Source organism: uncultured Eubacterium sp. (assembly GCF_937958975.1).
Taxonomy (GTDB): Bacteria; Bacillota; Clostridia; order Lachnospirales; family Lachnospiraceae; genus Eubacterium_G.
The window spans coordinates 1-6,612 of the sequence record NZ_CALGRE010000042.1 but is presented as its reverse complement, the minus strand read 5'-3'; the positions used below and the strand labels follow the sequence as shown (position 1 = coordinate 6,612).

General features: G+C 33.2%; 7 protein-coding genes and 1 tRNA gene. All 8 read right to left on the bottom strand.

The features are described 5' to 3' along the window. Nucleotides 1-341: 341 nt before the first annotated feature. The gene (locus Q5O86_RS07370) at nt 342-1,085 is read right to left on the bottom strand and encodes a tRNA1(Val) (adenine(37)-N6)-methyltransferase (RefSeq protein ID WP_302626498.1); all 744 of its coding nucleotides are present in this window, start codon (nt 1,083-1,085) and stop codon (nt 342-344) included. 16 nt (nt 1,086-1,101) lie between these two features. Beyond that, nucleotides 1,102-1,995 carry a stage 0 sporulation family protein gene (locus Q5O86_RS07365; protein ID WP_302626497.1) on the bottom strand — a complete coding sequence of 298 codons (894 nt, stop codon included), beginning with the start codon at nt 1,993-1,995 and terminating at the stop codon, nt 1,102-1,104. After that, nucleotides 1,992-2,996 carry a DNA polymerase III subunit delta' gene (gene holB / locus Q5O86_RS07360; RefSeq protein ID WP_302626496.1) on the bottom strand — a complete coding sequence of 335 codons (1,005 nt, stop codon included), beginning with the start codon at nt 2,994-2,996 and terminating at the stop codon, nt 1,992-1,994. The genes Q5O86_RS07365 and holB overlap by 4 nt, the downstream gene beginning before the upstream one ends. Nucleotides 2,997-3,019: 23 nt before the next feature. Next, on the bottom strand, nt 3,020-3,604 hold the full coding sequence (locus tag Q5O86_RS07355) for a guanylate kinase (RefSeq protein WP_302626495.1): 585 nt from the start codon (nt 3,602-3,604) through the stop codon (nt 3,020-3,022). A gap of 7 nt (nt 3,605-3,611) precedes the next feature. Then, entirely contained in the window at nt 3,612-5,051 is a 1,440-nt protein-coding gene (locus Q5O86_RS07350; protein ID WP_302626494.1) for an aminotransferase class I/II-fold pyridoxal phosphate-dependent enzyme, read from the bottom strand. 58 nt (nt 5,052-5,109) lie between these two features. Further along, nucleotides 5,110-6,042, bottom strand: coding sequence for a hypothetical protein (locus tag Q5O86_RS07345; RefSeq protein WP_302626493.1), 933 nt, complete (start codon nt 6,040-6,042; stop codon nt 5,110-5,112). Between the two features lie 50 nt (nt 6,043-6,092). Further along, entirely contained in the window at nt 6,093-6,470 is a 378-nt protein-coding gene (locus Q5O86_RS07340) for a hypothetical protein (RefSeq protein WP_302626492.1), read from the bottom strand. Between the two features lie 67 nt (nt 6,471-6,537). After that, a tRNA-Phe gene (locus Q5O86_RS07335) sits at nt 6,538-6,610 on the bottom strand. Nucleotides 6,611-6,612: the final 2 nt, after the last annotated feature.

Here is a 6,612-nt window from a genome sequence, read left to right as displayed (position 1 = left end):
ACACGACGCTCTTCCGATCTCCTGATAACACTGTCTGACCAACTCCTCCCCCGGGTCAGAAATCCCAGGAGTTCCAGCGTCTGTAATCAATGCAATATTTTTGCCGCCAATCATTTCCTCAACTAAAACTTTTGCCTTATCATATTTATTAAATTCATGATAACTGGTCATCGGTGTTTTAATATCAAAGTAATTTAATAACTTTATGCTATTTCTTGTATCCTCTGCCCCAATTAGGTCCACCTCTTTCAGGGTTCTCACAACTCTATATGTAATATCCTCAAGATTTCCTATTGGTGTCGCACATAAATATAATTTTCCTGCCATATATTTCACTCACTCTAAAATCCATAAATCTCATGAATTTCATCAGAATAAACTCCCTGCTCCTTATAAACAATAATCGGCGGCTCTACCTTCATCATCGGTTTTCCTCCCCGCCTTCCCTCGATTAAAATCATGTTCGCTTCACGATTTGCAAAGGGATGAACCAACTTAATTCTCTTTGGTTCAATTTTATATTTTCTCATAACTTCTATAATCTCAACCATTCTTCGTGGTCTGTGAACCATAAAAAACTTACCGCCGGGTTTTAAAACCTTTGCACTTTCTCTTATCACATCCTCGAGAGTACATTTAATTTCATGTCTGGCAATTGCTTTGGGCTCATCCGGATTTTTTAATCCGTGATTCTCCGTCATATATGGAGGATTCGTAGTCACAACATCAAAAGTAGATGCACCAAATATTGCCGAAGCTTCCTTAATATCTCCACGAACGATGTTTATTTTTTCACAAAGATGATTTAATGCTACACTCCGCTCCGCCATATCAACACTTTCTGTCTGAATTTCTAAGCCTGTAAAATGTTCTCCTTCTGTTTTTGCTTCCAGTAGAATAGGAATAATCCCTGTGCCTGTCCCAAGGTCAAGCACTCTCTCTCCGCTGCTCACATTCACAAAACCTGTGAGGAGAACTGCATCAATTCCAAAACAAAATCTCTCCCTGTCCTGAATAATCCGATATCCGTTTCTTTCTAGGTCAACAATACGTTCACTGCCTTTTAATTCAATATTTTCTTTCAAAGGTAACCTCTATCTTTTAATCTAACTTAGAACCTTCCGTATCCTCTAATCCTTTCAGCTCTTTCAATTCTTCTGCTGCCAAATCAAATTTTTTCCTTTTTGGTTTAAATTTAATCTCATTTATCGCATATTCCTTAATTTCTCTCTGGTCGTTTTGCTCTACGACGATTTTAACCTTTTGTCTCAATACATTAACGCTGACTACTTCACCTTTAAATCCATCAAACGTCTTAACCATCTCACCTACATCAGGCAAATTAGAATTTAAATGCTCATATGCTTCCTGTTCATTTTTAAGACAACACATAAGTCTGCCACAAATTCCCGAAATCTTTGTTGGATTCAGTGAAAGATTCTGTTCTTTTGCCATCTTAATCGATACCGGAATAAATTCAGACAAATAGGTATTACAACACAGGGGTCTTCCACAAATACCTATTCCGCCTAACATTTTTGTCTCATCTCTCACACCAACCTGTCTCAACTCTATTCTGGTCTTAAAAACTGATGCTAAATCTTTTACCAGCTCTCTGAAATCGATTCTTCCATCTGCTGTAAAATAAAACAAAACTTTATTATTATCGAATGTATATTCTGTATCAATCAGCTTCATTTCCAGATTATGTTTTGCAATTTTTTCTTTACATATTTTAAAAGCCTTTTTTTCTTTTTCTAAATTTTCCTGTGCTTTTTTATCATCTTCCTCCGTTGCAATTCTAATAACCTGCTTTAACGGCATAATAACATTTTCTTCCTCAGTCTCCTTAATATCTGAAACTACAAGACCATACTCCACTCCTCTCGCAGTTTCTACAATAACATGATTTCCCTTTTTTATATCAAAATCAACAGGGTCAAAATTATATATTTTTCCTGCCTGTCTAAATCTAACACCTATAACTTTTATCATTGTTTAATCCTTTCTTTTATAGATAAAAATAAAACTTCCATTGTAATATCAAAATTTACATTAGAATGAATCCTATTCCAAGCCTGTTCAATTGATTTTAAGATAACATTAATATCAAAAAACGACAATTTTTTTGACATATTTATTATTTCCTGATAATCATCCTGAAAAATCAGTCTGTCATTATCTTCTACTGCCTTATACAATAAAACATCCCTGAACCATATTCTCATAAGATTAAAATAATCCTCTATTTGTTTTTTAACTTCTCCGGCTTCTTTAATCTTTTGACCTATAATATCCATTCCACCCTTATCTAAGGAAATTAACGTACTCACAACCTGTTGTTTCAACTCTTTAAAATCCTCAGAAGTAGCCAGGGAAACTGCTTTCCCCGGATTTCCATTTGCAAATGCTGCCGCAATTTTCGCTTCATAATTACTGACACCATATTCAGACATAAGATTTCTTTTAATTATCTCTTCTTTAACCGGTCTTATATTTAATAACACGCATCTGGATAATATTGTCTGCAAAAAAGTATCCGCATTCGTAGTCAATAAAATAATAATTGCATATTCCGGTGGTTCTTCAATGGTTTTTAAAAGAGCATTTTGTGCCTGAACTGTCATCTTCTCACTTTCATTAATAATATATATTTTATATTTACTCCTATATGGCTTAATTTCAATATCCTCATTCAATTGAGCTCTTATTTCATCCACACCAATTCCTGATTTTTCATGAATGACAAATTTAATATCAGGCTGACTTCCCGATTTTATCTGCCTGCAAGATTTACAAGCCCCGCAAGCTCTTCCCGTAATGCTTCTCCCGTCACCTTCACACTGCAATGCCTTGGCAAAAGATAAAGCCAGACTCATTTTTCCGGAACCTTTTTCCCCATTAATAATATAAGCATGAGAAATTTTATTCATTTTAATTGCATTTTCAAAATGTTGTATTATATGGTTCTGACCAAGAATTTTTTCTGACTCCATTTCATGCCTCCTAGCATATCATATCATAATTCTTTCATTGTTTCTACAATCTCAGAAATACACTCCTCTAAAACAACATTATGATATCTTTTTTGAATCCCTGCATTCACAATATTTTCGTCCTTAAAATCTTCCTCATCTGCTAAAAACCTTCTACACAATTCAGCATACTTTGGACTACTCTGCTCTCTCTCTCTTTTTACTGCTCTCCATAACCGCTCCCCCGTTTCAACCTCAATATACAACGGAACTACTGCATTTTCCCCATAAAACCTTACCATTTCTTTATATGATTCAAGTGTTCCAATATAAATATAATTCCCTTGACTTAAGTCAATCTGACCATCATCAACTGTAAAATAGCTCCATGTTCCATGAACTGTATTATAATTTCTACACTCTATAACTTTTCCTTCTTTTTTCAAATTGTCTAACTCATTTGATGTCACAAAAAAATATTCCTCTCCATCCTTTTCCCCCTGCCTTTTTGGTCTCGTTGTATAACCAATAACTGTTTTTAAATTTAAGTCTTTATTATTTTTTAATTTTCTAAAAACTGTATCTTTCCCACTACAACTCTTTCCCAACACAAAAAAAATCTTTGACATAATAACCTCATTTGTCTAATATGACTTTTATATATTTATTTTCCCTATCAGAAAGTCCGTTCAAATTCATTCCCATTTCCTTTAATACATCAATTTGTTCAATTAAATCTTCTGTAATCAATTCTCCCGGAACAATAAGCGGTATTTCAGGAGGATAAAGATAAATATATTCTGCGGAAATGTTACCTGCGGAATCCGACAATCTTACTATCCTGGACAACATTTTATCTGTCTCATAAATAGAATAGCAAATCTTATTTTCAGGCAGATTAAATTTTAATCTACACATTACTTTATTATCTTTACATTCACCCAACATTCTGTCAATTTCTTCAAGACTTTCCCCAAGTCTTTTAATTTCACCTAAATTGTCACAAATAGTTGTTATTCCCAAAACATATGCTGCGGTTTCCATCTCCATCTCAAAGTGATATTTCTCTCTTAAAATATCCGCCAATTCTTTTCCTGTTAAAATATTTCTATCCACACATAAAATCAGCTTAGTAATATCCATATCATATATATGATATCGTCCTATTAATTGTTTTTTTGGTAAATGAATAAATTTTAATTTATTCACTTTATATCTAAATTCATATAAAGTTATTAACAATTGTTCGATTTTTTCTTGACCTTCTACCTGCAATAGTCGAATACATCTATCAATCCCCGCCATAAATAAATAAGATGGACTACTTGATTGATAAATTGACAAATACTTTTCAATGCTTTCCGCACACACCCTATCTCCACACAAATGCAATAATGCCGTCTGTGTCAGAGACGGTAAAGTCTTATGAATACTCTCTATTACAATATCTGCTCCCAATTTATATGCCGGCATAGCAAGTTTGTCACTAATCCCTAAATGTGCACCATGAGCCTCATCAACGATTAAAACAGCATGATGTCTATGAACAACTCTTGCAATTTTTTTTATATCAGATAATATTCCATCATAGGTTGGCGATGTGATAATAACTGCTTTAATATTTTTGTTTTTTGTTAACAACTCATCTATTTTTTTTGGATTATAACCACCATTTAAATTATACTCCTCAACAAATTCCGGAAAAACATATGTTATGTCTAAATTTCTTATCTGAGCAATATTATAAACTGCCTTATGGCAATTTCTTCCTATTAATATAGTATCACCAATATCTGTCACCGCACTAATCGCCGATAACAATCCACATGTACTACCATTTACAAGGAACCATGTTCTATCAGTACCAAAATAGTTAGAAGCATTATCCATCGCTTCTTTTATAATACCTGACGAATAATGAAGATTATCAAAACCATTTATTTCGGTTATGTCAATTTCAAATGGGTCCAAACTATTTAACATCTTATCCTGTCTCTTATGTCCCGGCATATGAAAAGGATAATTTCCGTCTTTTCCGTATTTAATTAATTTTTCATATAAACTTATCTTTTCCATAATCACAAAAATAATATTTACCAACAAATTGTCACTAATTCTAATGAAACATTATAAACTACAAATCAAAAAATGATATTTGTTTATTGATATATTCCCCTCTATAAAATCCTTCCATAAAGACCTCCATAGATACAAATATCTTTTTTCCTTTATTTGTAACATAAGGAATATCAATATTAAAAATAATATTTTCTTTCGTTAAATTATCAACTCTTTCCATTAATTTCTCTAAAATAGTTATTGGTACTGAAAATTCAGCGCTGCTCTCCATAAAATTTAATTCAAAATTTGCTTCAAATTGATTTTCACTTCTATAAACACTATCAATATATGCCCGTCCAATCTCAGATGCAAGCGCCTCCTCAAAAACAGGCTTAAACCATCCTTTTTTTCCAAAAATCATAACAGGATATACACCATTTATAATTCCAATTACTGTTTCCGGATGTAAACATTCATCCTTCATTTCCCTATTATATCCCTGTAACAATTCATACTTTGAAATATTGTTTATAGTCGTTTCTGTAAGATTAGAAACAAATTCATCTATTCTTTTTAAAATTGGCTGCATTACCGCAATACGCTCCATAGAAGACATAAAAATGTTATGTGCCCATGCATACTCCTGAGCCTCTTTTGTAAATGCCGTCGCACTAAAAAAGCAGGCAGAGTATGTGTATCTATCAGGTGTATTACTTATATTATCCTTTATAGAAAAATCTCTCTCTGAAATATCAGCCATAATTCCATAAAAATCACGAATATGATTTAGTTCTACTTTATTTTTTGCATAATACTTATATTGACATATTAATTTAATCGGATAAATAAATGCCGTTGGTATCGTTAATTTTCCCGATGCAAATATATTATGACAGGTACTTCTTCCGGGCATATCTCCATCTATAATAGATACATAATTACTATCTTGAAGCATATTCTTAACTTTTTCTTCAAATATATATTCTCTCGCCTGATGTTCTTTCATAATAACTCCATGAATTTGTATTTTAATACATAAAATTTTATCATTATTTTCTACGTTTTACAATTAATAATCATATTCCATTTCATCTCACTTGATGGCTGTCTTTTCGCTACGAGCCTCCCAAGTTCGATTTCACTTCGTTTCATCTCACTTGATGGCTGTCTTTTTGCTACGAGCCTTTCAAGTTCGATTTCACTTCGTTCCATCTCACTTGATGGCTGTCTTTTAGCTACGAGCCTTTCAAGTTCGATTCCACTTCGTTTCATCTCACTTGACGGCTGTCTTTTTGCTACGAGCCTTTCAAGTTCGATTTCACTTCGTTTCATCTCACTTGATGGCTGTCTTTTTGCTACGAGCCTCCCAAGTTCGATTCCACTTCGTTTCATCTCACTTGACGGCTGTCGCCGTATAAAAATAAGGTGAAACAACCTTATGAAAATATATTTTCAACAGATGTTTCACCTTATTTTTATATGGCTCGTAGCTATACAAAAATGCCCAGTTCCGGAATCGAACCAGAGACACGAGGATTTTCAGTCCTCTGCTCTACCAACTGAGCTAACTGGGCAT